Source organism: Catenulispora rubra, assembly GCF_015356825.1.
Taxonomy (GTDB): domain Bacteria; phylum Actinomycetota; class Actinomycetes; order Streptomycetales; family Catenulisporaceae; genus Catenulispora; species Catenulispora rubra.
This window is the reverse complement of the sequence record NZ_JAACYW010000593.1, coordinates 1-1,849: the sequence shown is the minus strand read 5'-3', so window position 1 is coordinate 1,849 and position 1,849 is coordinate 1. Positions and strand designations below refer to the sequence as shown.

The window sequence follows — 1,849 nt, the reverse complement described above, 5'->3', positions numbered from 1 at the left end:
CCAGCCAGCGCCAGATCACACTCCCCAGCCCGCAGAGCCTGACCCGCCAAATGCAACGCCACCAACGACGACGAACACGCGGTATCCACCGAAACCGCAGGACCCTCCAACCCCAACACATACGAAATACGACCCGACGCGACACTACGTGCGTTTCCTACGAGCATTTGACCTTCGAGGCCGTCAGGTGCCCGGGAAAAGCGCACTCCGTATTCGTCGTACATGATGCCGGTGAAGACTCCAGTGCGAGTGCCGCGCAATGCTGCCGGATCCAGCCCTGCCCGCTCCACCGCCTCCCACGCCGTCTCCAACAACAACCGCTGCTGCGGATCCATCGCCAACGCCTCACGCGGACTGATCCCGAAAAACTCCGCATCAAACCCGCCAGCGTCACACAGAAACCCGCCCGAACGCGTATACGAGTGCCCTATACGATCCGGATCCGGATCGTAAAGACCCCGCACATCCCACCCACGATCCACAGGAAACGCCCCCACCGCATCCCGCTCCCCGAGCACCAAAGTCCACAGATCCTCTGGAGATCCCACACCCCCCGGGAACCGACACGCCATACCCACCACCGCCAACGGCTCATCCACACCCACCGCGGCGACCGCTCGGCGAGCAGGCTCCCGAACCAGAGCCTTGCCAAGCGTTCCCCGCGTGTCGGCGCCGACACGACGTGCCAGCTCGCGAGGGGTGGGGTGGTCGAAGACCAGGCTCGTCGGCAGCCGGAGGCCGGTGACCGAGTTGATCCGGTTCCGGAGCTCGACCGAGGTCAGCGAGTCGAACCCCAGATCCTTGAAAGCCCGGTCCGCGGGGACGGAGTCCACGGCGGAGCCCGCCGGGTATCCGAGCACGGCTGCGACCTCGGCCCGCACCACGTCGACCAGCCACTGCTCCCGGGCCGGCTCGCCGACCTCGGCCAGCCGCGCGGCGAACACAGCGGCAGCGGAGGAGGACGTGGCTGGGCCATCCGCGGTGGCGGCGCGGCGCGATTGCCTACGTACGGACGCGGCGGATGGGATCAGCCCGCTCAGCATGTCGGGAAGCGCCCCGGACTCGGCCCGGCGGCGCAGGACCGTCAGGTCGAACGCGACTGGAGCGAGCGCCGGCTCCACGCTGGTCCCGGCCGTGTCGAGCAGGTCGAGCGCACGGTCGACGGCCAGGCCGCTGATACCCGAACCGGAGATCCGCCCGCGCCCCGCGATATTGAGGCTTTGTGTCATGCCGGTGGTGGTGTCCCATAGTCCCCAGGCCAGGGAGTGGGTGGGTTGGTCGGGGTGGTGGGTGTGGCGGTGGTGGGCCAGGGCGTCCAGGTAGGTGTTGGCGGCGGCGTAGTTGGCTTGGCCGGGGTTGCCCAGGATGCCGGCGATGGAGGAGAACAACGTGAACTCGGCCAGATGGATCTCACGCCAGGTGAGGTAGGCGTGCAGGTTCCAGGCGCTGTCGACCTTGGCCGCCAGAACACTGTGAAGAGTGTCCGGGGTCTGGTTGGCGAAGGTGGCATCGGCCAGGTGACCGGCGGCATGCACCACAGCGGTGAGCGGATGGTCGGCCGGGATGGCGTCCAGGAGGCTCGCGAGCTGGTCAGGGTCGCTGGTGTCACACGCGGTGATGGTGACGGTGGCGCCTAGAGCGGTGAGTTCAGCGGCCAGGTCTGTCGCACCGGGGGCATCTGGTCCGCGGCGGCTGGTGAGCAGCAGGTGTCGGGCGCCACGGGTGGTGACGTAGTGGCGGGCGACCAGCGCACCGAGGGTGCCGGTACCGCCGGTGATCAGCACCATGCCGTCTGGGTGGAGAGCCGGGGGCAGAGCAGGAGTGGCGGCGTGTGGGGTGAGTTGGGGGG

General features: G+C 68.3%; 1 protein-coding gene. It reads right to left on the bottom strand.

All coding sequences use genetic code 11. The features are described from left to right. A partial coding sequence (locus GWK61_RS60440) for a type I polyketide synthase (RefSeq protein WP_323748204.1) occupies positions 1-1,787 on the bottom strand: 1,787 nt, incomplete at its 3' end. Positions 1,788-1,849: the final 62 nt, after the last annotated feature.